Origin of the sequence: Tunturibacter psychrotolerans, assembly GCF_040359615.1 — a bacterium.
GTDB lineage: Bacteria > Acidobacteriota > Terriglobia > Terriglobales > Acidobacteriaceae > Edaphobacter > Edaphobacter psychrotolerans.
In genome coordinates this window covers 1203865-1230081 of the sequence record NZ_CP132942.1, presented here as the reverse complement: position 1 = coordinate 1230081, position 26217 = coordinate 1203865, and the positions used below count along the sequence as shown (strand labels likewise).

General features: G+C 59.0%; 27 protein-coding genes. 12 read left to right on the top strand and 15 right to left on the bottom strand.

What is annotated here, in order from left to right:
• Positions 1-5 precede the first annotated feature (5 nt).
• The 5 genes from RBB77_RS05050 to RBB77_RS05030 form a co-directional block, all read right to left on the bottom strand.
• A complete protein-coding gene (locus RBB77_RS05050; protein ID WP_353065201.1) occupies positions 6-1031 on the bottom strand; it encodes a site-2 protease family protein in 1026 nt (341 codons plus the stop codon).
• A gap of 49 nt (positions 1032-1080) precedes the next feature.
• The gene (locus RBB77_RS05045) at positions 1081-2298 is read right to left on the bottom strand and encodes a S1C family serine protease (protein ID WP_353065199.1); all 1218 of its coding nucleotides are present in this window, start codon (positions 2296-2298) and stop codon (positions 1081-1083) included.
• Positions 2299-2538: 240 nt separating this feature from the next.
• Positions 2539-3078 (bottom strand): hypothetical protein, encoded by a 540-nt coding sequence (locus RBB77_RS05040; protein WP_353065197.1) that lies wholly within the window; start codon positions 3076-3078, stop codon positions 2539-2541.
• Positions 3079-3204: 126 nt separating this feature from the next.
• Positions 3205-3873: a dephospho-CoA kinase gene (gene coaE, locus RBB77_RS05035; protein ID WP_353065195.1), complete on the bottom strand. Its 669-nt coding sequence runs from the start codon at positions 3871-3873 to the stop codon at positions 3205-3207.
• 5 nt (positions 3874-3878) lie between these two features.
• The gene (locus RBB77_RS05030; protein ID WP_353065193.1) at positions 3879-4826 is read right to left on the bottom strand and encodes a bifunctional 5,10-methylenetetrahydrofolate dehydrogenase/5,10-methenyltetrahydrofolate cyclohydrolase; all 948 of its coding nucleotides are present in this window, start codon (positions 4824-4826) and stop codon (positions 3879-3881) included.
• Positions 4827-4878: 52 nt separating this feature from the next.
• Here RBB77_RS05030 and RBB77_RS05025 point away from each other — a divergent pair, with 52 nt between their 5' ends.
• The 6 genes from RBB77_RS05025 to RBB77_RS05000 all read left to right on the top strand — a co-directional run bounded on the left by RBB77_RS05025 (position 4879) and on the right by RBB77_RS05000 (position 10916).
• Positions 4879-5043, top strand: coding sequence for a Trm112 family protein (locus RBB77_RS05025; protein WP_353065191.1), 165 nt, complete (start codon positions 4879-4881; stop codon positions 5041-5043).
• Positions 5044-5208: 165 nt separating this feature from the next.
• Positions 5209-5457 carry a hypothetical protein gene (locus RBB77_RS05020; protein WP_353065189.1) on the top strand — a complete coding sequence of 83 codons (249 nt, stop codon included), beginning with the start codon at positions 5209-5211 and terminating at the stop codon, positions 5455-5457.
• Positions 5458-5533: 76 nt separating this feature from the next.
• Positions 5534-6205, top strand: a complete 672-nt coding sequence (locus tag RBB77_RS05015) for a hypothetical protein (RefSeq protein WP_353065187.1) — start codon at positions 5534-5536, stop codon at positions 6203-6205.
• 447 nt (positions 6206-6652) lie between these two features.
• Positions 6653-6997 (top strand): hypothetical protein, encoded by a 345-nt coding sequence (locus RBB77_RS05010; protein ID WP_353065185.1) that lies wholly within the window; start codon positions 6653-6655, stop codon positions 6995-6997.
• 96 nt (positions 6998-7093) lie between these two features.
• Positions 7094-10033: a phosphoenolpyruvate carboxylase gene (gene ppc / locus RBB77_RS05005; protein WP_353065183.1), complete on the top strand. Its 2940-nt coding sequence runs from the start codon at positions 7094-7096 to the stop codon at positions 10031-10033.
• Between the two features lie 67 nt (positions 10034-10100).
• A complete protein-coding gene (locus tag RBB77_RS05000; protein WP_353065181.1) occupies positions 10101-10916 on the top strand; it encodes an energy transducer TonB in 816 nt (271 codons plus the stop codon).
• Positions 10917-10986: 70 nt separating this feature from the next.
• Here the strand turns inward: RBB77_RS05000 and RBB77_RS04995 are convergent, their stop codons facing one another.
• Both RBB77_RS04995 and RBB77_RS04990 read right to left on the bottom strand, forming a co-directional pair.
• Positions 10987-11730 carry a hypothetical protein gene (locus RBB77_RS04995; RefSeq protein WP_353065179.1) on the bottom strand — a complete coding sequence of 248 codons (744 nt, stop codon included), beginning with the start codon at positions 11728-11730 and terminating at the stop codon, positions 10987-10989.
• 31 nt (positions 11731-11761) lie between these two features.
• Positions 11762-13102 carry an MFS transporter gene (locus tag RBB77_RS04990; protein ID WP_353065177.1) on the bottom strand — a complete coding sequence of 447 codons (1341 nt, stop codon included), beginning with the start codon at positions 13100-13102 and terminating at the stop codon, positions 11762-11764.
• Positions 13103-13371: 269 nt separating this feature from the next.
• Here RBB77_RS04990 and RBB77_RS04985 point away from each other — a divergent pair, with 269 nt between their 5' ends.
• Positions 13372-13590, top strand: a complete 219-nt coding sequence (locus RBB77_RS04985; protein ID WP_353065175.1) for a hypothetical protein — start codon at positions 13372-13374, stop codon at positions 13588-13590.
• A gap of 165 nt (positions 13591-13755) precedes the next feature.
• Here RBB77_RS04985 and RBB77_RS04980 read toward each other — a convergent pair whose 3' ends face one another.
• Positions 13756-15207 carry a TolC family protein gene (locus tag RBB77_RS04980; protein WP_353065173.1) on the bottom strand — a complete coding sequence of 484 codons (1452 nt, stop codon included), beginning with the start codon at positions 15205-15207 and terminating at the stop codon, positions 13756-13758.
• Between the two features lie 96 nt (positions 15208-15303).
• On the opposite strand from RBB77_RS04980, the gene RBB77_RS04975 reads away from it, so the two are divergent.
• Both RBB77_RS04975 and RBB77_RS04970 read left to right on the top strand, forming a co-directional pair.
• Entirely contained in the window at positions 15304-15960 is a 657-nt protein-coding gene (locus tag RBB77_RS04975) for a DsbA family protein (protein ID WP_353065172.1), read from the top strand.
• 4 nt (positions 15961-15964) lie between these two features.
• Positions 15965-16531 (top strand): PPC domain-containing DNA-binding protein, encoded by a 567-nt coding sequence (locus RBB77_RS04970; RefSeq protein WP_353065170.1) that lies wholly within the window; start codon positions 15965-15967, stop codon positions 16529-16531.
• A gap of 42 nt (positions 16532-16573) precedes the next feature.
• Here the strand turns inward: RBB77_RS04970 and RBB77_RS04965 are convergent, their stop codons facing one another.
• Complete coding sequence (locus RBB77_RS04965; protein WP_353065168.1) at positions 16574-17254, bottom strand: class I SAM-dependent methyltransferase; 681 nt, start codon at positions 17252-17254, stop codon at positions 16574-16576.
• Positions 17255-17338: 84 nt separating this feature from the next.
• Complete coding sequence (locus RBB77_RS04960; RefSeq protein ID WP_353065166.1) at positions 17339-18394, bottom strand: radical SAM protein; 1056 nt, start codon at positions 18392-18394, stop codon at positions 17339-17341.
• 193 nt (positions 18395-18587) lie between these two features.
• Here RBB77_RS04960 and RBB77_RS04955 point away from each other — a divergent pair, with 193 nt between their 5' ends.
• Positions 18588-19469: an FkbM family methyltransferase gene (locus tag RBB77_RS04955; RefSeq protein ID WP_353065164.1), complete on the top strand. Its 882-nt coding sequence runs from the start codon at positions 18588-18590 to the stop codon at positions 19467-19469.
• A gap of 21 nt (positions 19470-19490) precedes the next feature.
• Here the strand turns inward: RBB77_RS04955 and RBB77_RS04950 are convergent, their stop codons facing one another.
• The 3 genes from RBB77_RS04950 to RBB77_RS04940 all read right to left on the bottom strand — a co-directional run bounded on the left by RBB77_RS04950 (position 19491) and on the right by RBB77_RS04940 (position 22405).
• Positions 19491-20489 carry a PDZ domain-containing protein gene (locus RBB77_RS04950; protein ID WP_353065162.1) on the bottom strand — a complete coding sequence of 333 codons (999 nt, stop codon included), beginning with the start codon at positions 20487-20489 and terminating at the stop codon, positions 19491-19493.
• Positions 20490-20554: 65 nt separating this feature from the next.
• Positions 20555-21511 (bottom strand): HEAT repeat domain-containing protein, encoded by a 957-nt coding sequence (locus tag RBB77_RS04945; RefSeq protein WP_353065160.1) that lies wholly within the window; start codon positions 21509-21511, stop codon positions 20555-20557.
• A 102-nt stretch (positions 21512-21613) separates the two neighbouring features.
• Positions 21614-22405 (bottom strand): RNA polymerase sigma factor, encoded by a 792-nt coding sequence (locus RBB77_RS04940; protein WP_353065158.1) that lies wholly within the window; start codon positions 22403-22405, stop codon positions 21614-21616.
• Positions 22406-22517: 112 nt separating this feature from the next.
• On the opposite strand from RBB77_RS04940, the gene RBB77_RS04935 reads away from it, so the two are divergent.
• The gene (locus RBB77_RS04935; protein WP_353065156.1) at positions 22518-23207 is read left to right on the top strand and encodes a ribonuclease HI family protein; all 690 of its coding nucleotides are present in this window, start codon (positions 22518-22520) and stop codon (positions 23205-23207) included.
• Here the strand turns inward: RBB77_RS04935 and RBB77_RS04930 are convergent, their stop codons facing one another.
• Positions 23208-23636, bottom strand: coding sequence for an OsmC family protein (locus RBB77_RS04930; RefSeq protein WP_353065154.1), 429 nt, complete (start codon positions 23634-23636; stop codon positions 23208-23210).
• A 71-nt stretch (positions 23637-23707) separates the two neighbouring features.
• The gene (locus RBB77_RS04925; protein WP_353065152.1) at positions 23708-24166 is read right to left on the bottom strand and encodes a MarR family winged helix-turn-helix transcriptional regulator; all 459 of its coding nucleotides are present in this window, start codon (positions 24164-24166) and stop codon (positions 23708-23710) included.
• A 194-nt stretch (positions 24167-24360) separates the two neighbouring features.
• Between RBB77_RS04925 and RBB77_RS04920 the strand changes: the two genes are divergently transcribed.
• Positions 24361-26211, top strand: coding sequence for a TonB-dependent receptor plug domain-containing protein (locus tag RBB77_RS04920; protein WP_353065150.1), 1851 nt, complete (start codon positions 24361-24363; stop codon positions 26209-26211).
• The last annotated feature ends 6 nt before the right edge of the window (positions 26212-26217 follow it).

The window sequence follows — 26217 nt, the reverse complement described above, 5'->3', positions numbered from 1 at the left end:
CGGAGTTAGAACCGCCGCATCGTCTCAGGCATAAGGCCCATCAGCGCTCCCAGAAGAAATAACAAAAGGGTGTAGCGAATCATCGTCGCGCTGCTCGGACTTTCAGGAGCCGTGCCCGTGAAGAGCCGCCACGCCATACCCGCTGCGATGAAGAGAAAGACTCCTTCATGCAGAGATGCAAAGAAGAGAATGGCAGCAGCCAGGATCAGGCCACGCTGCATACGATTGAGCGCATGCGTTGCCTGCGCGCCGTCGAGACCCAGCACCGGAACCAGGTTGATGAGGTTCAGCCACGCGCCTGCATGGGCCAGCGCAGACCAAAACTCGACTTTCGTTTGATAGTAGATGGCCGCGCACGCTACGGCCGCCAGCAACCCGGCGAACGGCCCTGCGAGCGCGATGCTCGAGAGCGAGTCGAGCGAGATCCCCATGCTGTACCACCGCACGTAAGCCCCCAGCCCAGGCAGGAACACAGGCAGATCCGCCTTCAGCCCACGCCGCCGCGCCGCGATGTAGTGGCCGAGCTCGTGGATCAAGATGGACACAGCGAAACCCAGGCCGAATCTCCACCCAAACAGCGCCCAGTACAGCCCAAAGAAAGCGAAGAAGCTCAGGAGAAATTTGAACTTTAGCAGAGCGAACAAAAACGTCTTCGCCTTCAGCAGAAAGAACGCAACCGGAGCCAGCGGCCCCAGCCTCTTTTTCCACGTCGCAGTACGTTGCTCACCCCCCTGAATGCGCTCGTCGATCGTCGCTAGGTGAGCTACCACCTTCTGACTTTGCTCGGTGCCCGCAGGCAACCACTGAAGCATCTGCTGCCATGTCTCACGCGCCCGCGGCCAGGCCTGCTCCCGCTCCTGCGACATCGCCAGCTGCCCCAGCCCTCTCAGGTGACCCGCATAGACGATCGTGTGACATTCGGGGCAAGCGAGCGTCATCGGCGGCAGCCACAGACTGCACTCGGGACAGTTATGGATCGGGTCAGGGGTACCAGCCGAAGGATTGGTTTCAATCACTACAGGATCAGCCATAGAAGCATCTACTATTTTATCCGTTCAACGACGCCCGCGTTCAGAGCACCTAGGTCTCGCGACCAGCTTGTCCCTTCTGCTCCGTCGCGTCGTTCAGCTTCACTTTGACGTCGAGCCGCTTATGTCCGCGGAAGACCGTGAGAGTCACCTCATCTCCTGCCTTATGCGAGTTCATCGCCCCCGATAAATCCTGTGCATTCGTGATCTCCTGGCCGTCGATTGCGACGATCAGATCGCCGCCCAGCATCACCGGCACATTTCCCTGGTAGGCCTGTTGAGTTCCTCCATGCAGGCCGGCCTTCTCCGCAGCGCCACCCGGCAGGACGCGTTCGATCAACAGACCATAGTCGGCAGCCAAACCGATCTGTCCTGCTACCTCTGGGCCAACCTCGAGAGTGGCTATATCGAGCGTGGGACGGCGCACGCGCCCATACTTTGCAAAGTCCGCGATAACCGCCTTCGCCGTATTCACAGGAATAGCAAACCCGATTCCCGACGATTGGTCCGCGCCGTTGTTTGCGATCAGCGTGGTAATTCCGATTACTTCGCCGCGAGAGTTCAACAGCGGACCACCCGAGTTTCCAGGATTCACCGCAGCATCGGTCTGGATCGCGTCTTCGATAGGGTTGTTGTTCGGGCCACGAATCGACCGGATCGCCGAAATGATTCCACGGGTCATTGTGCCGGACAAGCCGAACGGATTGCCGATCGCATAGACCCGCTGGCCAACGGTCAGGCTCTGGGACTCAGCCAGAGTCGCCGGCTGCAGGTTCGGTGCGTTGTTGATCAGCAGCAACGCTAGATCATGCCCCTTATCGACGCCAACCACCGTCGCCTTGTACTTATGCTTATCCGAGAGCGTGACCTCAACCCGCTGCGCGTTGTCGATCACGTGGTTGTTGGTGAGGATGTGTCCCTGCTTGTCCAGAATGAATCCGGAGCCTTGCCCCTGCTGCGGAACAGGCCCATAAAAGAAGTCGAACGCCACCGCTGTCGAGGTGATGTTTACCACCGACGGAAGAGCTTTCTTGTAGACGGCAATATTCTGCTGCTCCTCGGTGTCGTACGCAGGCGCCGCATTGGCCTCGGTCAGTTCAAAGTTCCCCATCGGCCCGGTCAAGGTCGAAGCTCTTGTCGCAGTAACCGGCGCAGTTGGCACAGCACGATGCAGCCACGGGGAGACCGCTCCCGTCGACCAGACATGGGTCGTCAGATAGTAAAAGCCGCAAAGAAGAAGGACCACAAGCAGAACGGGGCGCAATTTCATCGTGAGCACGACCTGAACTTTCAAATAGCCGGTTGTAAAAACCGACTAATCAATTGTATCGAGCCGCGCGCTCTGCCGCTCAGACGCGGGGTACGCCGTCGCTCCCGTCAAGAGTGACCACCGGGTAAGTCCGAAGGGTGCTGCAGCGGGACCAGATTCGTCCCGCCTTTTTGAAGATCAGAGCCTTGTAGATTGTTACGCTTCCAGCACATCTTCCGGAGGGACTGAGCCTGTATTTACTTACACCATTCGCTGCAGCCGATTGAGTGCGGACGGCTTGATACGGGGAGCGTGGAGAAAATTCTCGCGTTCGGGCTGACGTTTGGCCGGTGCCTCCCACGACTCCTCTTTGACCCGCACCGGACCAGCCCAGGACTCGGCATCGAGGTCTGCGCTGGCGACGTTTGCGCGACCCACCAGAGAGCGGTCCGTGCGATCGAGCCGATCCGTGCGTTCAGTCTTTTCGACGCGCTCGGAGCGTTCGGCACGGTTGATCACCTCTACCTCTTCGCCCTTTGACACAAGATCCAAACCCTCCAAAGCCGCCTCGGCGTCCTGCTCGTTGTTGTGAACGGTCGCCATCAGCGAAGCCATGAAGTTCGCCATCATGCGCTGTGCACACTTCTGTCCACACAGGTGCTTAGCACCCTTGCGAGAGTTCTGTGGCGACTCCCAACCGCGGAGCTTCAGCTCGCCGCCCTGTTCGTAGGCAACGAACCAGTAGTTACTCGTCTGCTTCTCTGCTGCACAGATATCGCAATTGATCGCTTGCCGGATCATCTGCCCGTCTCCTTGTCCTTCGATAAAGTGTGCTTGTCTGACACAGTCCCTTCATCGGCAGAAGACTGAAATGCATCATCCCGGGACATTTAATTATTTAGGAGTTTCAATCCAGCATGTTCCTGGTCAGGCGCTCGTCGACGCCGCAGCTTCGAGGATCGGCCAAAGCTGATCGACCTGCCACTCCAACTCGGTCACAGCGCCACCATTAGTCAACACGTAGTCGGACAGGGCGCTCTTCTGGTCGTCGGAGATCTGCTGCGCCAGCCTGCGCCGAGCTTCCTCTTCGAGTTCGGTGCGTTGCTGTTCGCTGATAGCCTTGCCAGCCGAGGAGCGAACTACAAATCGTGCAATCTTCACCTCTTCCGGAGCCGTCACCATAATGATCCTGTCAAAGCGGCCCTGCCATCGCGCGTTGTCTACAGTCCCATAGTTCGTCTCGAAGATCAGCGCCGACTCCACCATCACGACAGCGTGAGGCTCTCGCCGAAAGATCTGCTCGGTCAACGCCATCTGGCGCGCGATCACCAGCGGATGCGCGATTGCGTTCAACTCTTCGACGCGACCCTCCGTGAACGCGATGCGTGCCAGTGCGGCGCGATCAAGCGTTCCATCGGCCCGGACCACACCGGCCCCAAAGTGCGCGACCATCCCGTCGTAGATCGGCTGGCCAGGCTCCATCAGCTCGCGCCCGATCGCATCCGACTGCAACACGTGCGCCCCAAGCGCGGCGAACAACCTCGCTGCGGTAGACTTTCCGCTTCCCAGGCCGCCGGTGAGGCCAACGCGCAACATGTAGGCTACTTGTTCCCCAGCGAAATCCCGCGCCGCAGCTTCGCCGCCGTTACCGTGTTCTGCATCAGCATCGCAATCGTCAACGCGCCGACGCCACCCGGCACTGGCGTATACGCTCCCGCCAAAGCGAATGCAGCCGGATGAATATCGCCGACGACGACCGATCCGCGCTTGGCGAAGGTCGCCGCCCGATCCTCGTCGCCGGGGAAAAACTCATCGACCTCTTCGGCGTCGGTGATGCGGTTGATCCCGACATCGATCAGCGTTGCGCCAGGCTTGATCATCTCCGCGGTCACGAATCCCGGCCTGCCCATCGCCGCCACCAGAAGATCGGCTTTACGAGTCACGCTGCCAAGATCGACGGTCTTGCTGTGGCACACCGTCACTGTGGCGGAGGCGTTGAGCAACATCATCGCCGCGGGCTTGCCGACAATATCCGAGCGCCCCACGATGACCGCATTCTGACCGGCAACGGGCAAGTCGCTCCTTCGCAGAATCTCCATAATCCCCGCCGGCGTACAAGGAGCCAACGCTGGCTGACCACTCTGCAGTCGACCCACATTCATGGGATGAAATCCATCCACATCCTTGTCCGGCGATACGGCCTCGAGCAGCCGCTTGGTGTTTACGTGCTTTGGAAGAGGAAGCTGAATTAAAATCCCGTCGATGTCTTCGCGAGCGTTCAGCGTCGCTATCAACTCCAACATCTCCTCGGTCGTAATGGTCTCCGGCGGCGTAAGCATCTCGCTGAAGATTCTCAACTCGCCGCAGGTCTTCACCTTGCTGCGAACGTAAATCTGCGACGCGGGCACCTCTCCGACCAGAATCACCGCCAGACCGGGAGTGATTCCGCGAGCCACAAGCGCTTGAACTTCGACTGCAACCTCGGCCTTAATCTGCCCCGCAATCGCAATGCCATCTAAGATTCTGGGAGTTCTTTTCATCTCACTCATATCTGTTCCATGGTATCGCGCTCTCCGCATCTTCTGCCGGTAAGATAAGGATATGAGCGCTGAATCCCTACCGGCCACGGATCTTCGATGGGTCGTCTGTCCGGTCTGCCATCAGCCGCTCGAAAGCGTCGGCAATATCATCTCTTGCCAGGGCTGCGGACGACGTTATCCTGTTCTCGATGGAATTCCCGTGCTGCTTGCGGACCGCGTACTCTGATTGAGCTCCTTCAAGGAAACTTTCCGGGCCATCTCTTCGTAAAGTTCTCGGGCGACGCAATCTATCGGGCCAATGGATGAGTTCCAACGCGACCTCGGTTGACCCAGGACGTCTAATATCAAGGGCAGGCCGAGGGCGGACACACGCCGAGCAGGAGAAGTGTAGATGACAAAGGCAAAGGGTGCCCATGTCGAGAAGTTTGCCGAGGCCGATCTCTCGGGTCTGCGAGAGGATCTGATGAAGTCGGGCCTCGACTCCTGGCAGGCAGCCGATCTTATCAGCAGTTTTCTGGCCACGCGCGGCTACGGCGTCTCGACACAGGACGCACGCAAAGCAGCCTTCCGCATGGAATCCATCAGCTGCTCGCTACCCTGCCTGCAGGAGGAGTTGGAAAAGATCGCGCAATTGATGTGAAATACCCTCCTCTTGGCGGCATCACCAAGCCGAAAAAAATCTGTCGCACTTCAACGTCGTCGACTACCCTATCGCCATGCCTGCCACCTTCCGCCGCTCTGTCCTGCTCACGCTGACGCTCGCTTTCCTTGGAATCGCGTCGGCATTTGGCGAAGAACAAGCCGCGGAGCAACCAGACCATCCGCAACTCGTAAAGACGACTCTCGCCGACGGAATCGATCGAATCGCCGGACAGGAACCCACTTCGCGCATCCAGTACATTCGCCTGGCCCTGCCAGGGACTCTTCGTCTCCCCACTACTGGAGACTCTCCCGCGCCGTCACTCTCACCCACACTGATCGCCCAATGCACTCTGCGCCCAAACGGAAAGTCTTATTTCGAGCTCTTCGCAAACTTTGGACGCGCCACCGATCTGACCTTCTATCCCCCCTGGACACGTACCTCAGACAGCGACCTATTCCCTCCGCCCACTGAAAAAGTCATGATGACGATGGACTTCCTCGGCTACACCCATGTAAAACCCGTCCGCCGCCAATGGGAGATTCCCGTCCAGACACCGGGCCAGTATCGTTACAACCCGCCCGGCTCCGGCTCTTCGAATCTTGAAGAGATCGCCTACTATCTCCGCTATCTGCTTGCTCTCCCCACGCTCCGTCTCTCGCTCGGCAACAACTCTGCCGACTTTCTCACCACTCCGCTGCTCAACGAGATCCGCAAAGAACCCCTCTGCCGCGCCGCCTCTCTTTGAAAACGGAGGAAAGCCAATGAGAACCGTCAAGCTTCTCTCCTGGCACGAAGACATTGCCACAAAAGCCGCTGCGCTAAAAAATCGCGGCGTGAAGATAGACGCTTCTCCTCTGATCAGAACATCGGGGCTCATCGGCGAGCTGGCCCATCTCAACCCCTCCGTGCTCGTCCTCGATCTGGACAAACTACCGTCGAAATCGCGGGAAATCGCTGAGATCCTCCGCTCCAGCAAGTCCGCACACCACATACCGATTCTTTTCACTGGCGGCCAGTCCGAAAGACGGAACGCCTTCGCAGCGAAAATCCGAACGCTAGCTATGCCACATGGGCCGAAGCTCCACGCGCCCTCGACCGTCTCCTCAAGTATCCGCCTTCCGCTCCCGCCTCTGTACCACCGCGCAACTTTTTATCAACGCCCCTGCCGAAAAAGCTCGGAATCAAAGCAAATATGGAGATAGCTCTCATCGCCGCTCCTGACGCATTTGCAGAACTCCTCGGAGATCTCCCCGAGAACACCGTCTTTACCTCACGCATCCAGCCGACCACCAACCTCGCGCTCTGTTTCATCCGCTCACTTGCGGACCTCGCCGCCACCCTCGACCTGCTGACACTTCGTCTACCTGGACAAGTCTCCGTCTGGATCGTTCATCCCAAGCGAACCGCAAGACATCCCGTCGACTTCAACCAGAACCACGTTCGCGATCAATCCCTCGCCGCCGGCTTGGTCGACTACAAAGTCTGCTCCATCGACAACAACTGGTCCGCGCTCAAATTTTCGTGGCGCAAGCGTTAGTTTGCTTGTAACGAAATAGCAATCGTCTGGTCGGGCACTTTCCAAGGCGAAGATAACCACGCTACCCGTCGCCCTCCGACAAGGCATAATCAAAGGATGCCGTCCCTTTGGTCTCCAACCGACTGGCCCCAGCGACTCGCCGAACTACAGGCCCCCACCGGCGAGCTCAAAGAAGCTCCCTTGCGCCGCGACGTTCGCTCGCTCGGCATGCTACTCGGCGAAGTCTTGCGTGAACAGGCCGGCGAGCCGATCTACGAAGCCGTCGAAGCTCTTCGCCGCATCGCCATCGCCCGCCGCGAAGCCGAAGCGCCACAGATCGGAGCTGCCGATCAGGAAACCGCCACCGCCCACCTCCAACAGGCTCTCGCCCGCGTCCACACCCTCGATCTGCCCGCGGCCTACCAGCTCACACGGGCCTTTGGCTTCTACTTCGAACTCATCAATCTCGCCGAAACCAACCATCGCAAGCGTCGCCGCCTCTCCCTCCAACTGAATCAGAACTCCAGCTCAGGTTCCATTCAACGCGGCGACCTGCGAGGAACACTCCGCCGTCTCCGCGAAGCCAATTTCACCGCCGAGCAGGTTCACGCCTTGTTGGACCGCATCTGCGTCTCCCCCGTCTTCACCGCGCACCCAACCGAGGTCGCCCGCCGCAGCGTCATGTTCAAGCGCCGCCGCATCTCCGATCTGCTCGAGCAACTCGACCGCATCCCAGTACCCGAGCACGACCTCGAGTCCCTCGAGCACGACCTGCTGGCCGAGATCACCGCGCTCTGGCAGACCGACGACGTTCGCAGCGCCCGCCCCACCGTGCTCGACGAGATCCGCATGGCCCTCGACTACTACGAGTCAAGCCTCTTCGACACCCTCCCCGTCCTCTACTCCGAGATCGCCACCGCGCTCGGCGCTGAGTATCCCAACAAAAGCTCTAATCCAGTTACAAATAAATCTGAGGATTCACGACCCTCCACGACTCCCTGCATCGCCGATCTCCCTCAGCTCATCACCTTCGGTTCCTGGATCGGCGGCGACCGCGACGGCAATCCCTTCGTCACTCCGCAAGCCACTCGCGACGCACTCGCGATGGCCCGCTCTCTACTGTTCACACACTACCGCCGCCGCCTGCAAAATATCTTCGAGCAACTCGCAAGTTCTATCCAACAGGTCCCCGTCTCCGCCGAGCTGACCGCTTTGCTCGACCGCTACCTCAGCCAACTCCGCACCGCCGGCCAGAATGCTCTCGGAGAGCGCTTCCCACACGAGTCCATACGACTGCTCATAGCCTGCACAATGATGCGCCTCGGAGCCACCCCACAGTCTGCCGTTCCCGTTCCAGCCAACCCCGCGCTCAAGCCCTACACCCGCGCCGCCGAGATGCTCTCCGATCTCACCACCCTCCGCGACTCGCTGATCAAAAATAGCGGCCCACGCCTCGCCGAGATGCTCATCGATCCCCTCCTGATCGAAGTCCGCACCTACGGCCTGCATCTGCAGACCCTCGACATTCGCCAGCACGCCCGCGTCCACGCCGCTGCCGTCGCCGAGGTCTCCGCCTGGTGCCCCTCAAGCTCTCCCGATTCGCTCAATCTTCCCTCCGCCTTGAGCGAACAAACCGCCGAAGTCCTTGACACCTTCCGCACCATCGCCGAGCTCAAACAAACCTACTCCCCCGAGTCCATCCGGCAGTACGTCATCAGCGGCGCAACCAGCGCGGAGGACGTCCTCCAGGTCATATGGTTAGCGCGCCTCGGCGGAGTCAGCGTGGAAGCCACGCGACCAGACGCAGACGGGAGAATCGACGATCCCGGCCTTCAACCTGTCCCGCTCTTCGAGTCCATCGAGGATCTTCAAAACGCCCCCGCCATCATGCGCAAGCTCTGGACTAGCGACATCTATAAGCCCCTGCTCGCAAGCTGGAACCGCCACCAGGAGGTCATGCTTGGCTACTCCGACTCGAACAAAGATGGCGGCATGATCACTAGCACATGGGAGATCTGGAAGGCCCACCGCGCACTCCACGAAGTAGCCCGCGAATGCAATGTAACACTGCGTCTCTTTCATGGCCGCGGCGGCACAGTCGGACGTGGCGGCGGTCCCACGCACCGCGCCATCTTCGCTCAACCCGTCGACAGCTTCACCGGCGAACTTCGCATCACCGAGCAAGGCGAAGTCCTTAACTGGAAGTACTCCGACGTGGTCCTCGCCGAGCGCAACCTCGAGTTGATGATCGCCGCAAGCCTCGACGCCCTCGCCCGCCCCGATGCAGCACTGCAACACGACGCGAAGATCCCTCACCTCACCGGCGAGATCCTTCCCGCATGGGAGGCCGCGCTCGACCAGCTCTCCGCCACTTCCTACGAGTTCTACCGCCAACACATCGTCGACAACCCCGACACCTTCACCTACTTCGAACAAGCAACGCCCGTGGCCGAGTTGGAACACGCGCGCCTAGGCTCACGCCCTGCCAAACGCAGCGGCAAAAAATCCATGGCTGATCTTCGCGCCATCCCCTGGGTCTTCGGCTGGATGCAGTCGCGCCAGCTCGTCCCAGCCTACTTCGGCGTCGGTCACGCGCTCCATCACTTCATCCAATCCAATCCCGAAGGCCCAGAGTCCGGCTTGGCGCAGCTCCGAACCATGGCCCGCGACTTCCCCCTCTTTCTCGACATCATTCGCAACGTCGAGATGGCCCTCGCCAAGGCCGACTTCGGAATCGCTCGCCTCTACGCATCGTTGGTCGAAGACGAAGCACTCCGCGACCGAGTCTTCACCACCCTCGAAGACGAATTTAATCTCACGCACCGCATGATCCTAGAGATCACTAAACAAAAATCGCTCCTGCAGACCAACCCCGTCCTCGAGCGCTCAATCCGCCTGCGCAATCCTTACGTCGATCCAATGTCCCTCATCCAGGTCGAGCTGATGCGCCGCAAACGCGCTGCTCAGGCAAAGGGAGACCTCGACTCGCCGGAACTCGACCGCGCCATCTCCGCCACCATCAACGGAATCAGCGCCGGCCTCCGCAACACCGGCTGAAGCCTCAGTACTACGCATATCAATTTTACGGTTTCGGCAAACTTAGTTTTCGTCTAGATTCAAACTCATGCTCGCGATCCTGCGCTTTTCTCGCTCCCATTACATATTTGCGTACATGTTCGTCTGTTCCCTGATTCCTGCTCTTCATGCGCAGTCAACCGAAGCCGACATTAAAGCCAAGCTGAAAAACAAGCCCTTCTATTTACGTGGACTCTGGCGAGAAGACAAATTGCAGTTCGATTCCGAAGGCAAACTGATCGGAAATCCCAGCACCGTCACTTTTACTGTCTGCGGCTTCGACCTGAAGTCGGCAAAATTAAAAGCAGACAAACTCATCCTTGAGGGCCCCCGCGTCGGCCTCGAACTAGCAAACGACAAGCAAAAGCGCGTTCCGCTTGACTCTTCCGTGCATATCGAGATCGCCGCAAGCCCGAGTGGTGACTATGGATCTGCCATTGATGCTGTATTTGTCGATGGTCTCGATAAACTGGTTCCATCCATGCCCTTTTACTGGAAAAGCTATGCGGAAAAGAACTTTCTGCCACCTTCCAGCGCCCCATTAGCAAACTCCGACTCACCGTCCCCAAGCTCAAAACCTAAAAAGATCACCAGTGCGATCACCCCACCAAAGCTTGTGAGTTCCGTCGAGCCCAACTACAACAGTGTGGCAAAAGATAAAAAGTACAGTGGCACCGTCCTCATTAACTTATGGGTAGGAAGTGATGGCAAGATAAGTCGTCTCAGTGTTCGTCGACCGCTTGGCCTCGGTATGGATGAAGATGTGATGGCCGCCGTGGCTCGATATGTCTTCACGCCCGCAATGGAAGATGGAAAACCAGTCACATTCGAACTCAATGTCGAAACTGCCTTCTCAATACAATAGCTTCACCAGCCGGAACAGTCGCTAATTCGGCTGGTATGCAGAATTGGCTAAGTCTTCCGCCTAAGCAACATCAATACCCCTGGTCCGCCCGAAACGCCGTCACCTTGTTCTTCACAAAAGTCACAGCCATCGGCTTGCCAAGATTCGCAAACACCACCATGCGATCTCCATAGGTGTTGCTCGTACTCTTGCTCACCTGCCCCAGCGCAAGCTCCACCTGCCGCTCGTTCATTCCGAGAATGACTTGGTGCGCATCTACAGCCTTCCAGATCTCCGGCCCCCAATGCTTGTACAGGTCATGCGGATCGTCATAGAAAAAAATCTCATCCGTATAAAACGTATACTCGCCCCCCTGCCGATATCCCGCCGGCACCGCGTACTCCTTCGTATCGCCCGCAACATCGGGCCGCGTAAACACCATCAGCACTTGCTTGTCGCCACCTGGAATCCGAAATGTCGCCGCCTTCGGAGCCACCTGTTCGATCGCGTCTTTCACCACCAGCGGCTCGGCACCCAACAGAGTTCCAGCAGCCTTCCCATACTGCGCCGAGTGCCCAACGAAAGGATAATATTCAACCTGGCCGCCAGCCGATACCCAGACCGTCGTTCCCGCCAGATCCTTGATGTCCTTCAGCGAATCAGGCCGCTTCTTCTTCAGAAAAACAAGATCGTCCTCAGGAATCACCTCGCGCGCCGGTGCCTTCACCGAGTTGTCCGGGGCATTCCGCTCCCGGTAGATCAAACCCACCCGAATCCCCACCGCCAGCAACAACACAACAGTTGCCCCGATCGCCGCCTTAGCCCCATTCTGCATCGACTCTCCTCAAGAACCCAATCACAGCACTCTAATCTACCGGCTCCGCGACACTCAACTCCAAATCCTTCCGCATCAATGCCTCCGCCGACAGGGCGTCCGCATTGCGCAGTTCAGGAAACAGCCCAGCCGCAGAAGCCGTCACCAGCATCGACCCGATTCCACCAATCACCACCGCTCGCACCGCGCCCCACCACTGCGCCGTCACGCCGCTTTCAAACTCGCCAAACTCGTTCGACGCTCCGATGAACAACCAGTTCACCGCACTCACCCGCCCACGCATCTCGGGCGGCGTCGCCAACTGCAGCACGCTCGACCGAACCACCACACTCACCATGTCGCTCGCGCCGACAATCACCAGCGCAGCCGCACTCAGGTAGATACTCTTCGACAACCCGAACACCACCGTCGCAGCGCCGAAGATTCCGACGCACACCAGCATTGTCAATCCGGCCTTACGCTTAATCGGCCGCACCACCATCAACAGAGAAACTGCCAGCGCCCCAACCGAAGGCATCGCACGCAACAGTCCAAGCCCCCGCGGTCCAGCATGAAGAATATCGGTAGCAAAGATCGGCAACAGCGCCGTTGCACCACCCAACAGTACAGCAAACAGATCCAGCGAGATCGACCCCAGCAGCAGCTTCGCGCGCCAAACGTATTCAAGCCCAGCCAACACCGTCTTCATGCTGAAGGCCTTCTTTTCGGTCGTCACCATCTTCGCCCGAATCATGCTGACCAACACGATGAATCCCAGCAGCATCAGCAGCGTGAAGCTATAGACCAGCGGAGCGCCATTACACACCGCCGCGACACCGGCCAGCGGCAAGGTAAATAAGAGTCCCCCCACCGCAGGCCCCGACATATTCGCAATCTGGAAGACCGTCGCGCCCCACGTCACCGCGTTCACAAAATCTTCCTTCGGCACCAGGCTCGGAAGCATAGCGCTCGCCGCCGGCCCGCTGAACGCCCTGCCCAATCCAATCCCCACCAGTACCGCATAGATCGGCCACACCCGCCCATGCTGCAACGCCGTCGCACTTAAAGACAGCCACAACAGCACACCCGTACAACAAGCCTGTAACCCATAACAGAGCAGGATGATCTTCCGCCGGTCATACCGGTCCGCAGCATGCCCCGCAGCAAGCATCACAAACAACCCTGGCAGAAAGAGCGCCAGCCCCGTATACCCAAGATCCAATGCCGAGTGCGTCAGCGCGTACACCTGCCACGCCACCGCGACCGACTGCGCCTCCGCCCCCAGAATGACCATCAAACGCGCTGTCTGATAAAGCCGAAAGTCCCGCGACTTAAACGCTGAGCGATAATCCTTCTTGACCGCCAGCCCCCCTCGTTCCGAACCATCCGCCATAGCCTATGTTTTCACACTTCGCCGCGAACGTGTCTCACCAACGCAGACTTCCCCACCGGTCTTTCCCACTCCGCAACAATCAGTTCGAAGTTCCCGAAGGCGGTTCACCCCAATTGTCCGATCGGATCGCCTTTGAGCCACTCCAATCGATGTGTTCTGGAGTGTTCGCAACCGGCTTGGTCGCGTTCACAAGGTTCATCAGCATTTGCAATGGCGCAATCAAGAAACAGAACAACGCAGCATGTCCGGATCCATGATCCGTTACGACAATGCCAATACCTAGCAGGAACAACGCAACCGATACCCCAACCCATACTGGGTTTCGTGTCCGTCGACGTAAAGTCTCTAGCTCCGGCTCCGTCCAGACCTTTCTCTTGACGCCGTCACGCAGCCTCATCACCGCCATCACCGCCATGCAGAACCCAACCAGCGCAGGCCCCAAGCGAAGCAGCCTCGAAGGCCAAGCTTCGCCTGAACTACCCTCATAAGCTAGAAAATGCGAATGTTTTAAAAGCGCAAAGAGCGCAGGACTCACCATGAGCAGACTACCCAGCGCAGCGCACGCTGCCCATCGCGTCGGCGGCAAATGCGCCACGTTTTTCATGCGGAGAATCCTAACACCGGCCGATCGGTGCAGTCCTACCCGCCCACTATTATCGGCCCAGATAAACCTTATACTGCGACTCCACCACGCCGGTATTCCGCGCCAGCCGCAGCTTCGACTGGTTGTACTGATAAAGCGTATTCACCAGCGTGCTCTGCGCCTGCGCCAACGTCGCCTGAGCCTCCACAACCGGCAGGTTGTCATCTACGCCAGCCGAGAAACGATCGGTCGCATCCTGCAACTCCTGCGTCGCGAGATCTACGTTGCTCTTGGCCACCTTCACCAGATCGTTCGACGACTGAACGTCCAGCATCGCTGACCGTATCTGCTGCTCAATCGTCACGCGCAACGACTCGATCTGATGCCTTAGCCCGATCATCTGCGCATCCGCCACCTCACTCTCGCCGCGAAGCTGCCCTTCCTGGAACACCGGCACGCTCACCTTACCTGTCGCCGTAAACACACCGTGATAAAGCGACCCGATCTCACCGAGCACGCCATAGTACCCGTCGAAAGAAAGCACCGGCAGCCGCTCAGCCCGCACCGCCTTTCGCGCCTTCACCGCAACCTCGAGCTGCGCCTGAAGACTCAGCAGATCCTTCCGCCGCTCATACGCCAGCTTCTTTGCATCCTCCAGCGGCAACTGCGCAAACTCCCCATAAGGCGCAGTATCCGTGAGCGTAATGTCTTGATCGGCCGGCAACGCTATCAACCGATTCAGTGCAATCTTGTCCTTCGCAAACGCGTTTTCGTCATTGATAAGCGCCTGTTGCTGCGTCTGCAGCTGAACCCGGGCACGCAGCTCATCCAGATTGGTCCCAACGCCCGCTTCGTGCGAAGCTTTCGCCTGCTCATACGCCACTTCGTCAGCCTTCTCCAAAGCCTGCGCATTCGCAATCTGCGAAGCATCCGCCAGCGCCAGCAGATACTGCGTGCCCACCGAAAGGACCACGCTATCCTCTTGGTTCAGCGTCGTAAGATTCGCCGCCTTCGAAGCCTGCTGAGCCGACCGGTAGAGATAATAGGCCGGCACATTGAAGAGCTGCTGATTCAGGCTCATCTGTGCCGAAGCTGTATTCACCTTGACAATCGTACTGAAGGACCCCGGCAAAATCCCGAACTCCTCCAGAGCGGAAGCCTTGAATCCCTGGGCCGCAAGGTTAATCTCCTGCGCCTCGATGTTCCCCTTGGCCGTCAAGCTCGGCAGCAAACTATTCTCGGCGGTCAGCACCTGGCCCCGCACACTTCGCTCATTCTGTACCGCCAGCAGCATCTGCAGGTTGCGCTTCTCTCCGCGGGCGATCGCATCATCAAGGCTCAGCGGCAGCGCCCCCGGCGTCCCCTGCTCGACCAACACCCCACCCGGAAACTTCACGGCGTTGGGCGTAGGAGCCGAAGGCAGATCCGCACTCTGAGTCTGCGCGCCAGCTAGTGGACCGCACAAGATCAGCGCCAGAGGCCACGCCTTCGCTTCTCTCAATCTTCTAGTAAGGGATTTCATGCTCTTCTATTAGAGTGCCACACTCCCCTCCCGATGCAGAAATTCGAGGAAAACCGTCCAACCCCCGCCGTCAGCTAAAATACAAAAGATAATCTTATGCGTCTTATACCAATGAACCGCATCCTTCTCGCAGCAGCCCTGTTCCTCGCCCTTCCGGCCAGCATTCCGACCTTTGCTCAGGGCTTCAAAGACACGTCCATGCTCCGCGCCCCTAAGGGCTCCCCCGTCGCCATCTACGAGTTTGAAGACCTCGAATGCCCCGCCTGCGCCCACGCCTTCCCCATCGTGCACGCGGCTGTCGACAAATACAAAATTCCCCTCGTCCGCCACGACTTCCCCCTCCGCATGCACATCTGGAGCTTCGACGCCGCCGTCACGGCCCGCTATATGCAGGACAAGATCTCCCCCCAGTTCGCTGAGGACTATCGTCGCGCTGTCTTCGCCAACCAGATGTCCATCGCCTCGAAGGAAGATCTCAACGCCTTCACGCAAAAATATTTCCAATCTCACGGTAAGGTAATGCCATTCGTCATTGACCCCAACGGCCTCTTCGCCGCCGAGGTTCACGCCGACCAAACCCTGGGCGAGCGCGTCGGCCTCACCAAGACACCGACCATCTTCATCGTTACCCAGAAGGGATATACCGAGGTCAGCGACGTCACCCAGCTCTACGCCATGCTCGACACCGCAATCGCGGAAAATCCCGCCCCCGCGGCAGCGGCCAAACCAAAGACCACCACAGCCAAGCGATAGATCGATGACCAGAGCTCAGCGTCTTCTCTCGGGCCTGCTGCTCACAGCGATTGTCACTGCAACTAACGCCCAACAGAGCTCTCCAGAGTTCATTCAGCCCACTCGGCCGGTGCCAACTGGCCTCGCGCCCCACATGCAGGTGAAGCTGGTAAGCCAGCAAAAGGGCGAACGTACCTTCGCTGTGATCTTCGGCAAAGGCGACGAAGTCCTCAGCGGCCTTACCGACTTCGCCAAGCAATATCACGTCGGCGACGCACATTTCACTGGCATCGGCGCGGTCTCGAGCGCCCTCACCGCATGGTTCGATCTCGACCGCAAACTCTACCATCCCCTGCCGGTCAACGAGCAGGTCGAGGTCGTCTCCATGATCGGCGACATTGCCACCTTCCAGTCCAAACCGATCATTCACACCCACGTCGTGCTCAGTAGACGAGACGGAACCACCGCAGGCGGTCATCTCTTTGAAGCCTGGGTCAACCCGACGCTCGAGGTGTTCGTCACCGCCGAGGACACACCCCTCAACAAGCGCGACGATCCAAGCGGCCTTAGACTCATCGACCCGACAAAATAATTCACGAGCGCTGCCTTCTCCGTTTTACCGAAGCCGCCCGCTCTACCGGACCTGAAAGATCAGGAAATAATCTTCCTTGTCCGCCTTCGTAAAATCGAAGGTCCCCACCAGCTTGTACCCAGCCTCACCCATCTCTGTCACTACGACATCCTGGTTCAATCCATGATCCGCTCCGTTGCCATTGCGGTCGATGATCCCCACCTTCGCCCCCTGCCGTAGCGCCTTCTGCAGCACCTTCATCGTCGGCACCGGATGCGCAATCTCGTGATACACCTTCAGCATCAGCACCGCGTCCACGCTCCCCGTTGGCAGCCGCGGATCATCAGCACTCCCCAGGACCGTCCGCACATTCGACAGATTCTCCTTCACAGCTCTCTTCCCGATGTATTCAATCGCCAGCGGATTGATATCCTCTGCGAGCACCGCGCCCGTCGGTCCCACCCTGCGCGCCGCACGCACCGTAAACCAGCCCGAGCCCGCACCGATATCCGCGACGTTCTTCCCCTGCACAATCCCCAGGAGATCCATCACGCGATCGATCTGCAGCTTCTTATCCCTGTCCGGATACTCAAAGATGGAAAGGTCGCCCGAGTAAGGTGTGCTCGTCGGCCGCTGCGTCACACCCTGTGTGCCCGTCTGCCCACCAGCAGGCAAGCCCACTCCAACCACCAAAGCAAACCCAAGAAAAAATCGACCTAGCCCAAGCCGCCCCGAATCCATCATCCCAACAGCATCCGCCAATTTACGAACTGAGGCAATCGCCAGATGTTGTCAGTTACAACCTCACCAACAACTCCACCCACACGATCAACTAATCTGCACCAGCTCGCTATTGCCCGAAGCTCCCGGTGTCACCGACGAAGTCTGCGGAGCGCGCCAGTGATCGATGTAGCTCACTTGGTGCACGCAACTGATCGTGCAGCTCGGAGCGCAGCTCTTCTCCGTCAAAAACTCCCGCTTCACATCAGCCGTCTGGTACTGAGCCAGCGGCACCGCAGGATACCCACGCTGCTGGCTGCAATAGTGCACCAGCCCGTTCTCGCAGATATACAAATACCTACCGCCCGCACGGCATCGCCAATCGTTCGTCTTCCCGTTGGCAATCGCCTCCTGAAAGTGATTGAACCGCGAATAGCTTCGCCGCGTCAGGTTCCGCACCTTGTCCCAAACACTGCGCTCCGCATCGCCCAGCGGCTTCAACTGCCCGCTGCCATCGTGAATAATCCCGATGGTCGAGCTGAACCCAAGCGCCAGCGCGCGCTCGCTCACCGTCAGTGCATCGTTCGGATTCGCGATACCGCCACCGACCACCGAATTGATATTCACATGAAAGTCAGCGTGTTCAGCCAGCATCTGCAGCTTCTTATCCAACACCTTCAGACTCTTCTTCGAAACTTCATCCGGCATCACGTTATCGATCGAAATCTGCATATGATCGAGCCCGGCCTTGTTTAGCCGCTCGATCCGATCCGGCATCAGCAGATAGCCATTCGTGATCATTCCGGCAATCGCGCCCGTCTTCCTGATCCGCGCAATAATCTGATCCAGCTCCGGATGCAGCAACGGCTCACCACCCGAGATCGTGATCACCGAAGTCCCCAGCCGCCCCAGATGGTCGATGCGGCGCAGCATCTCGTCCAGCGGAACCGGGGGCGAGTGATCGTCATACTCGTTGCAGTACGTACAAGCCAGGTTGCACCGCCGCATCGGCACAATGTGCGCCATATACGGGTGCCCGGTCGACATCATCGCAGAACCGATTGAACTCAGCTCGCGCAGCTTGCGCGTCACTGCCTTCAAGCGGCGCTTGGCACCCATCGGACGTCTGCCATTCACAGCGGCAGTTGTAGAAGCAGAAGACATATCACTTTCAAGTATATCGAAATGCAGCCAAACGTCTTCTCTTGCCAACAACTAGAACCTCAAACCTCATCCAACTTGCGTGTCATTTGCTTTCAGTGGCAAGCTCGTCACAAGCTGTTCGCAAAGCCAACCTACCCTCCTTGTTGTAGTTACAAATAAAAACGCCTGCGGTATCATCTCCCTCATGCAACCAATGAAGCAGCAACTCCTGCGATTTGTGGGACGTCAACATTGGCTTCGCGGTCGCGACAGAATCCTCCGGACGTTTTCGCACCCCGACCATCAAAAATCGCATCAGTTCGACACTGATTTCTTTGGTAAATCCTACTCCGGCAACATGGCCAACTTCATCGACTGGTCCGTCTTCTACTACGGAGCCTTTCAGCTGCACGAAGTTCGTCTCCTCGCCGCCATCGCCGACGCGCTCCGCGCCACCGGCAAGCCAGTAAACTTCTTCGACGTGGGCGCCAACATCGGCCACCACTCCCTGTTCATGTCCAGTCATGCCGACCGTGTCTTTTCGTTCGAGCCCTTCTCCGTAGTGCGCGCCGAGATGGAACGCAAGCTCAACCATGCCAGGGTCGACAACGTAACTATCTTTCCCGTTGCTCTCGGCGACCAGAACGAAAGCGGCACCTTCCACCCTCCCACCGGCGCCAACCAAGGTACTGGAACACTCGGCAACAATCTCCCCGACAACGCCTCCACCGACGTCATCTCCGTGCCGGTTGTCCGGGGCGATGACTTCTTCGCAGCCAACAACCTGCCTCCCATATCGCTTCTCAAGATGGACGTCGAAGGCTACGAAGCCAAGGCGCTCGCAGGGATGCGCGAAACGATTCGCAGAGACCGCCCGCCCATCTTCGTTGAGATCCAGCACGATCAATACACCGGCTCCGCCACGCACAAAGGAGCAACCGTAAAAGAACTCCTCTATCCCGATCACCTCATCTTCGAGGTCGGGGTATCCCACGGCCACTACGAACTCAAGCCCTTCATGACGGGAAATACCGAGGAGGCGCTCGTACTGCCAATCGAGCTAGCCGGACTGATCGAAGGAACCGGGGCGCACTAAGGAAACGCCGTCCCCACCACGCTACAGCTTCGCCAGCAACTCGCGCGTGTACTGGCCTGTTTCACCAAAGAACTCTTCCAACCCAAACCCCGGACTCACGCTTGAACGCTTCTTTCCATCCGGCGTCAGCGTGAGCGTCTCCTCATGCTTGTCGCGGATCACCACCACCGGCACAGGCCGCCCCTTGTTGTCATGCACCGTCTTGGTCCAGTCGGTTCCACTTGAAACCGGGATAGAGTTCACCCTCACCACCACATCTCCCGCCTTCAGGCCGGCCTCCTCCGCCGGGCTGTTGCTGTCGACGCTCCGCACCAGCAACCCCGCTCCACCCTCCGCACCAAAAAAACCGGCCAGCTGCGGTCCCATCACCTCAAGCTGCGCACCCGTGTACGACGAACTCAGAATCATGTTCACCGCCAGCACCTCTCGATGGCCCTTCGGAATCGCTGTAGTTCCGGACGATGTCGAGGCCCCCATAAAAGTATTTCCACGCACCGATCCCGAAATCGTATCGCCAGGAGCCGGGACCGAATAGTGTTTCTCCCACGCCTGCTGTCCCACCGTCTGCCGGTCTGCCATCTGCATGGTCATCGTCTGCGTCTGCCCGTCGCGACTCACGACAAAACTCACCGTCCGTCCCACCGGCTGATCGCGAAGCAACCGCTTGAACTGCTCCTGGCCATCAACCGCCTGGCCGTTCATTTGCAGAATCACATCGTGCATGCGCATCCCAGCTTTGCACGCAGGTCCATCGTGATCGAGACTCACAATCTCCGCTCCCCGCGCCTCTTTCAGTTTCAGTGCACCAAGTTGGTCCTCGCTCACATCGCGCGCCTCCACCCCAAGGTACCCCTGCGGCAGATATTTGTGTGAGCCTTCCCCCATCGCTCCTACTACCAACTGCGGCCCAAACCAAACCTCAATGCTTTGTCCCGCGAACGCGCTCTGTCCTCCACCAAGAACAGCCGTGCCCGCCACCAGCGCCACAACTCCAAACGACCTGCGGTATTTCATCTGCATAAATTTATCCGCTTAGCTCTCGCACCTTCGTATTCGAGAGAACTCTATTTCCCAGTGGATGACCTCTATTGAATATCTGCGAAGTTCTGCAACGCGTTATAGGAGGCGGTCCGAATGTAAGGATTAGCGTCCTGCGTCGAAACCGTCCGCAGCACCTGCCGTACACTCGAGTCCGACCGCACCGGCTCCAGTAGCCCGATCGCAGTCCTCCGAATCCCGGCATCAGGATCATGCATCACGGCTTCCAACACTGCGTCCCGCACATGCTGGTCCTGCCCTACATATTGCTGCAAGCCTTCGAGCGCCGTCATACGCACTCCCGCATCCTGGTCATATCGCAGCGAAACCAACAGCGTATGACGAATGCCCTTACCGTCAGGTGTCGGCTGGCACTCATGGCCGGCCTTGCATTCATTCGCCAGCGAGGAGACGATATCCTGCCGCACTACGTTGGTCGCAGCAGCATTGGTCCCGACCATCAGCAACTTCCGAATCTCCGGACTATCCAGCGAGCCTTCCATCGTCTCCGGAACAACCCGGTTGTACTTCACCTGCACCAGCTCCGAGTTCGGCATCTGCACAATCCCGGTCACATTCCCAACCACACCCCGCTCTTCCGTGGTCACCACACTTTGCGGCTTCGGAGCATGCGCTACCTGATAGCGCAAAGTGAAGTTCCCTCCCAGAAAGCCCACGCCCAGCAGCAACGTCGCCAGCGCCGGCGCGCTCTGCACATGTCCGCACCATCGATAAAAATTAACTCTCAGTTGAGTAAGAAACCCATGTGGCGGAATCATATCCAGCGCATCATCCAGCCGCATCCGCGATTGCGCCAGAAGATTCGGAGTAGGCTCCAGCACCGGCAGCAATGCCAGCCGCTCTTCGAACAACCGGATCGCCTCGAGCTCCGCGCGGCAACCTTCGCATTCGGTCAGATGCTGTTCCAGCCCCCCAGCGAGTTCATCCGGCAACTCGCCATAGTTCAACAAAACGATACAATCTTTTGCGCTCTCACACTTCATTGTCCTACCTCAACCAGCCTCAAATTCTGCACTTCCGCTGGGCTCTACGTGCACCCTTGTCCAATCATTCCGTACGAACTTCTACTTCCCCGACCGCAAACCTTATCGAAGCTCCGCCAGATTAGCCCGCAGCTTTCGCGTGGCCCGGAACAACGTATTCTTGGCCGTCTCCTCCGTCGTGCTCAACATCTCACCAATCGTCCGCAGCTTCAGCCCCTGGTAGTGCTTCAGCTCGAACACCGTTCTTTCCCTCGGAGTCAGCTTGCTCAAAGCATCGCTGATCCGTTCACTCATCACCTTCCGGTCCAGCTCCCGGCCCGGGTTCGCCATCGCCCGGTCGTCCGTGATGTTGGCCATCAGATCCATCTCATCGCCACTGGCATCCAACACCGTCGCCGGATCTTCCCTGCGGCTCTTGCGCCGCCTCAACTGGTCCAGGCAAAGGTTCGTCACAATCCGATAAAGCCACGTATAAAAGCTGCATTCGAACCGGAAGTTCCCCAGGTGTCGATAAGCCTTGATGAAGGCCTCCTGGTGAACATCCTGCGCATCCTGCTCATTCCCAAGCATATGCAGCGCCAGCCGAAGCACAGACTGGTCATATCGCCGCACCAGAGCATCGAATGCAGTCCGCTGGCCCTTCTGCGCCTCGCGAATCAGTTCATCATCTTCGGTCCGTTGTTGTGCCCGCGCGTCCAGCTGCGCCTGCGTCAGCTTGCCGCTGTTCCGGGTTCCGGGTTGAGCCGCTGCCTTTGCCATCGCTGGCAACGATTCTACCCCTGTTGGGCCTATCAGTCCCGCAGCAAACGGACTAGCGTGCCGTTTTCGGAGCCCCACAGCGAGCGGAGAAGACAACTCTCCGCCAGGATTCAATCCAGCGACTTCTACATTCATCGTTCTGACTCCGGAGTCAGGAAATCGAGTACACCGGATAGACCCACAAACTTCCGAAAGGTGAGCACCACCAGATACCACAAAAGGGGGAGCTGTCCGGTAAACTCACCCAATGCCTCCCCGCCCGACCGCAGCCCCCAGCCTCTTCCCCGAAACCCCCACCTCCAATCCGCCCGCAACAAAAAAGACCGACTGGATCAACGCCCACTGCGACGGTGGAGCCCGCGGCAACCCCGGCCCCGCCGGCTACGGAGCCCTCATCCAGGACAACGAAGGCACCGTCCTCGCCGAACTCTCCGAGTTCCTCGGCATGCGCACCAACAACTACGCCGAGTACTCCGGCCTCCTCGGCTGCCTCCAGTACGCGCTCGATCACCACCACCCCCGCCTCCGCGTCGTCTCCGACTCCGAGCTGATGGTCAAGCAGATCCAGGGCAAGTACAAGGTCAACTCACCGGACCTCAAACCCCTCTGGCAGGAGGCCAAAAACCGCATCGCCAAGCTCGAAGCCTTCGAGATCACCCACGCCCTCCGCCACAAAAACAAGGACGCCGACCGCCTAGCCAACGAAGCGATGGACCGCGGAATGCGCCGAGGCCCCGCCACTGGCTCAAGCTCCGGCCAGCCCGCCGCCCCACCCATCATCAAAGCCAATCCCTACCCCACCAAATCCGAAGCCCCACCCAACCCCTACGCCAAAGCCGACGCCATGCTCCGAGGCTTCACCAAAGACGGCGTAGTCCACATCCTCGGCGGCGCCACCCTCCCCGACGGCGTCTTCGTAAAGATCATCCGCGAATAACTATTTGCTCAAGTCATCGACACCGGAGTCGTTCGCGTACTCAATCCTGAAGTCGATCTTCGCAGCCTTCTCCAGCATCTTCGAAACCGAGCAGTACTTATTTTTCGAGAGGTCAACCGCGTCTTCCGCAGCCTTCTTTGAGACAGCACCGCCAATCCGGTAAGTCAGCAAAATCTTTGTAAACACCCGGGGCGGCGCAGCGGACTGTTCAGCGGTTGCAGACACAGTAAGGCTGGTCAGAGGCTCACGCTTTTTTTTGAGAATCGAAACAACATCAACCGACGTGCAACTGCAAAGCGCCATCAGCACTGCCTCCATTGGTGAGGGACCGTTGACGTGCCCGGCGCCGGCATCGAAAACGACGCTATGGCCACTCTCGGAGCGCCCCTCAAATTCCATCTCCTTAGTCCAAACTGTCTCGGCAATCATTCGTCTCTCTCCTGCATTCCCCGGCCACTCGATCAACGCCGGTCCCTCTTATTATCGACTTAGAAATAAGCTTAGCGTCCGGCAGCAGCGATCCGAGCACAAAGCTCCTCCACCGCCGCCATCTGCGCCAACATCGTCTCCAACTTCTGCGCCCCCACACCATCCTCGAATCGCTTCTGCATCCGATCCAGAATCCCCATCACCCTCACCGCTCGCCTCTTGCCCAGCGGCTTGAGCAGCAACTGCACCGCCCGAGCATCTTCCGGATCGATCCTCCGCTCCACCAGACCCTTCGCCTCAAGCGACGAGATGCAGTGACTCACATTACTCCGCGTCGTCTCAAACGCCTCCGCCAGCGCCGAAGGCTTGATCTGCCCTCGCTTCTCAAAGAAGATCGCCGCCAATACCATCGCCTCAAACGCAGTCACCTCCTCATCTTCGAGCACGAGGTTCAGCGAAGCATCCATCCTCCGCGCAATCCGGCTAGCCTGAAACACAGGGCTCTGCCGCAAAAAAGCTTCAATCCGCATCCCGATCTCACCTCTAACTCGAAGGAGCAGCTGGCGTAGAGCCTGCCGTGCTCTTTTCTTGTCATTTCCGAAGGGAATCTGCTGTTGTCTTCCTTCACACCAATTTAGTTAAACAATTCAACTATTTATAACAAAACAAAACTACTCCCAACCCAATATCATTTCAGCGGATGATGGAAGTAGAACTCAATCGCATGAAAATCCATCCCCACATTTGTCTCCCACTCCTCGCCTGCGGACTGTCCGTCGCGCAGCAGCCTACATCGCCAGCCACAAACAAACCCGCCGCCATCACCGAAAACATCTCCGTCACCACCACTCTCGAACCCCTACCCCTCGCCGAGAGCGACCGCGCCGTCAATCTCATCTCCCCCCGCGACCAACCCCTCGTCTCAGACTCCGTCGTAGACCTCCTCCGCCAGGACCCCTCCCTCAACCTTCAAGCCCGCGCCGCCAACGGCGTCCAGGCCGACCTCTCCCTCCGCGGCACCACCTTCGAGCAGTCCCTCATCCTCCTCAACGGCCTCCGCATCAACGACCCCGAGACCGGCCACCTCAACCTCGACATCCCCGTCCCTCTCGACGCAGTCACCCGCATCGACATCCTCCACGGCTCCGGCTCCACCTTCTACGGCTCCGACGCCATCGGCGGCGCCGTCAATCTCCTCACCCAGCCCCCACCCTCCGGCCTCACCATCATCGGCAGCGCGGGCAGCGGCAGTTACTCCTCCATCGAGCAGCACCTCCGCGCCTCCTACACCCAGGGCCCCATCGCGACCCAACTCACCGGAAGCCGCGACACCTCCGACGGCTTCATCCCCGACCGCAACTACTCTTCGAACGCCCTGGCCTCCGAGACCTGGCTCAACCTCAAGCCCGGCACCACCGACATCCTCCTCGCCGCCAGCGACCGCCCCTACGGAGCCAACCTCTTCTACGGCCCCTACGACTCATGGGAGCGCACCAAAGGCTGGTTCGCGAGCATCCAGCAACAGCTGGGCCAGAAGACCGCCGCCAGCTACGGCTACCGCCGCCACTCCGACCTCTTCGTCCTCTTCGCCGACCAGCCCCAAATCTACGAAAACAACCACATCACCACGAGCTACGAAGCCGCCCTGCGCCGCGCCGAAACCCTCACCCCCAACACCACCCTCTCTTACGGCCTCGAAGCCGACGGCGACTCCATTCACTCAAACTCATTAGGCGAACACGCCCGCAACCAGAGCGCGGGCTACGCCAACCTAAGCCTCCGTGCCCTCGGTCGCTTCTCCCTCTCCCTCGGAGCCCGCGACGAAGTCCTCTCCAGCAACGGAAACGTCTTCTCCCCCAGCATCGCCGCCGCCTACACCCTCACCCACACCACCCGCCTCCGAGCGTCCGCAGGCCACGGCTTCCGTCTGCCCACCTACGTCGACCTCTACTACTCCGACCCCACCACCATCGGAAACCCCAACCTCAAACCCGAGTCCTCCTGGAGCTACGAAGCCGGCCTCGACTGGACACCCACAAACGGCCGCCTGACCCTCACCGCCACAGGCTTCCGTCTCCAACAAAAAGACACCATCGACTACTCCAAACTCGCACTCGCCACCCCGGCTCTCACCTTCGCCGAACCCTACCAAGCCGTCAACATCCAGAACCTCAACATCACCGGAGCCGAAACCACCCTCCGCCTCCGACTCACCACCACCCAGCAGCTGCAGTTCAGCTACACCGCCGCCCACGCAGCATCCCCACCACCCAACCTCATCTCCGAGTACGCCTACAACTACGCCGCGCAAAACGCCATCTTCGCCTGGAACGGAACCCTCCCAGGCAGCATTGGCCACCAGATCAACGCCCACACCCAGGTCAACGTCGTCCAACGAACCCAGCACACCGCGTACCCACTCTGGGACGTAGCCCTCTCCCGCAACACCGGCCACCTGCGCCCCTACCTGCGCCTGCTCAACCTCAGCAATACCGGCTATCAGGAGATCCCACAAGTCCCCCTGCAAGGCCGCACCATCATCGCCGGCACCGAGTTCAACTGGTCCCGCCGTTAGCCCAAC

Coding starts and splice junctions, on each gene's coding strand:
- RBB77_RS04935 (WP_353065156.1), top strand. CDS start 22,518: ATGCCTCCCCGCCCGACCGCAGCCCCCAGCCTCTTCCCCGAAACCCCC.
- RBB77_RS04940 (WP_353065158.1), bottom strand. CDS start 22,405: ATGAATGTAGAAGTCGCTGGATTGAATCCTGGCGGAGAGTTGTCTTCT.
- RBB77_RS04965 (WP_353065168.1), bottom strand. CDS start 17,254: ATGATGGATTCGGGGCGGCTTGGGCTAGGTCGATTTTTTCTTGGGTTT.
- RBB77_RS05025 (WP_353065191.1), top strand. CDS start 4,879: ATGAGCGCTGAATCCCTACCGGCCACGGATCTTCGATGGGTCGTCTGT.
- RBB77_RS04985 (WP_353065175.1), top strand. CDS start 13,372: ATGCCAATACCTAGCAGGAACAACGCAACCGATACCCCAACCCATACT.
- RBB77_RS04955 (WP_353065164.1), top strand. CDS start 18,588: ATGAAGCAGCAACTCCTGCGATTTGTGGGACGTCAACATTGGCTTCGC.
- RBB77_RS04970 (WP_353065170.1), top strand. CDS start 15,965: ATGACCAGAGCTCAGCGTCTTCTCTCGGGCCTGCTGCTCACAGCGATT.
- RBB77_RS05030 (WP_353065193.1), bottom strand. CDS start 4,826: ATGAGTGAGATGAAAAGAACTCCCAGAATCTTAGATGGCATTGCGATT.
- RBB77_RS04945 (WP_353065160.1), bottom strand. CDS start 21,511: ATGAAGTGTGAGAGCGCAAAAGATTGTATCGTTTTGTTGAACTATGGC.
- RBB77_RS05050 (WP_353065201.1), bottom strand. CDS start 1,031: ATGGCTGATCCTGTAGTGATTGAAACCAATCCTTCGGCTGGTACCCCT.
- RBB77_RS05000 (WP_353065181.1), top strand. CDS start 10,101: ATGCTCGCGATCCTGCGCTTTTCTCGCTCCCATTACATATTTGCGTAC.
- RBB77_RS05045 (WP_353065199.1), bottom strand. CDS start 2,298: ATGAAATTGCGCCCCGTTCTGCTTGTGGTCCTTCTTCTTTGCGGCTTT.
- RBB77_RS04990 (WP_353065177.1), bottom strand. CDS start 13,102: ATGGCGGATGGTTCGGAACGAGGGGGGCTGGCGGTCAAGAAGGATTAT.
- RBB77_RS04960 (WP_353065166.1), bottom strand. CDS start 18,394: ATGTCTTCTGCTTCTACAACTGCCGCTGTGAATGGCAGACGTCCGATG.
- RBB77_RS04975 (WP_353065172.1), top strand. CDS start 15,304: ATGCGTCTTATACCAATGAACCGCATCCTTCTCGCAGCAGCCCTGTTC.
- RBB77_RS04930 (WP_353065154.1), bottom strand. CDS start 23,636: ATGATTGCCGAGACAGTTTGGACTAAGGAGATGGAATTTGAGGGGCGC.
- RBB77_RS05040 (WP_353065197.1), bottom strand. CDS start 3,078: ATGATCCGGCAAGCGATCAATTGCGATATCTGTGCAGCAGAGAAGCAG.
- RBB77_RS04950 (WP_353065162.1), bottom strand. CDS start 20,489: ATGCAGATGAAATACCGCAGGTCGTTTGGAGTTGTGGCGCTGGTGGCG.
- RBB77_RS04920 (WP_353065150.1), top strand. CDS start 24,361: ATGAAAATCCATCCCCACATTTGTCTCCCACTCCTCGCCTGCGGACTG.
- RBB77_RS05015 (WP_353065187.1), top strand. CDS start 5,534: ATGCCTGCCACCTTCCGCCGCTCTGTCCTGCTCACGCTGACGCTCGCT.
- coaE (WP_353065195.1), bottom strand. CDS start 3,873: ATGTTGCGCGTTGGCCTCACCGGCGGCCTGGGAAGCGGAAAGTCTACC.
- RBB77_RS05010 (WP_353065185.1), top strand. CDS start 6,653: ATGGAGATAGCTCTCATCGCCGCTCCTGACGCATTTGCAGAACTCCTC.
- RBB77_RS05020 (WP_353065189.1), top strand. CDS start 5,209: ATGACAAAGGCAAAGGGTGCCCATGTCGAGAAGTTTGCCGAGGCCGAT.
- RBB77_RS04980 (WP_353065173.1), bottom strand. CDS start 15,207: ATGAAATCCCTTACTAGAAGATTGAGAGAAGCGAAGGCGTGGCCTCTG.
- RBB77_RS04925 (WP_353065152.1), bottom strand. CDS start 24,166: ATGCGGATTGAAGCTTTTTTGCGGCAGAGCCCTGTGTTTCAGGCTAGC.
- RBB77_RS04995 (WP_353065179.1), bottom strand. CDS start 11,730: ATGCAGAATGGGGCTAAGGCGGCGATCGGGGCAACTGTTGTGTTGTTG.
- ppc (WP_353065183.1), top strand. CDS start 7,094: ATGCCGTCCCTTTGGTCTCCAACCGACTGGCCCCAGCGACTCGCCGAA.